General features: G+C 77.0%; 1 protein-coding gene. It reads right to left on the bottom strand.

The annotated features are described in order from the left end of the window. Window positions 1-131 precede the first annotated feature (131 nt). On the bottom strand, window positions 132-539 hold the full coding sequence (locus ACFV61_RS26530; protein ID WP_380494273.1) for a hypothetical protein: 408 nt from the start codon (window positions 537-539) through the stop codon (window positions 132-134). Between the last annotated feature and the right edge of the window lie 31 nt (window positions 540-570).

Genomic DNA, 570 nt, shown 5'->3' with positions numbered 1-570 from the left:
CGCGCGGGGCCACCACGGCGATGGGGGTGGTGGGGCTGGGCGTCGCCGAGGTATCAGGTGTGGCATTACCGGGGGCGTTTACCGGCCCGGGGGGGGGGGCGGGGGGGGGCCCCCCGCCCCACCGGGGGCGTTCAGAGCAGGCGCTTGATCTCGCCGCGCGCCCGGTAGAAGCCGCCCGAGGCGGACTCCCGCACCTCGGCGACCAGGTACCGCGCCCCCGCGACCCGGACGTCCTTCGGGAACTGCACCCGCCGGCCCGGGTCGAAGCCCGCCGACACCACCCGCACCCGCAGCCGGGCGCCGTCCTGCACGCACTCGACCTCGATCCCGCCGCCGGGCAGGCCGCCGGTGCCGGTGACCACCGTCTCCAGGGCCGTGCCCGGCCGCACCGCCTCCCATCCGGCGTTACGCACCTCGGCGGTGGCCGGCAGGGTCCCGCCCTCGGCCGCCCGGACGGCCTGGGCGGGCGGGGCCCGAAAGGCGGGCGTGCCGGCCGGGGGCGGGGTCGTATTAACAAAAACCAAGCCACCATACCCCATGGTTTCGGGGGTTGGGGGGGGTGGGTGTGAT

Origin of the sequence: Kitasatospora sp. NPDC059817, from assembly GCF_042731835.1 — a bacterium.
Taxonomy (GTDB): Bacteria; Actinomycetota; Actinomycetes; order Streptomycetales; family Streptomycetaceae; genus Kitasatospora.
The sequence above is the reverse complement of the archived record's forward strand: the minus strand, read 5'-3'. Positions and strand labels throughout refer to the sequence as shown.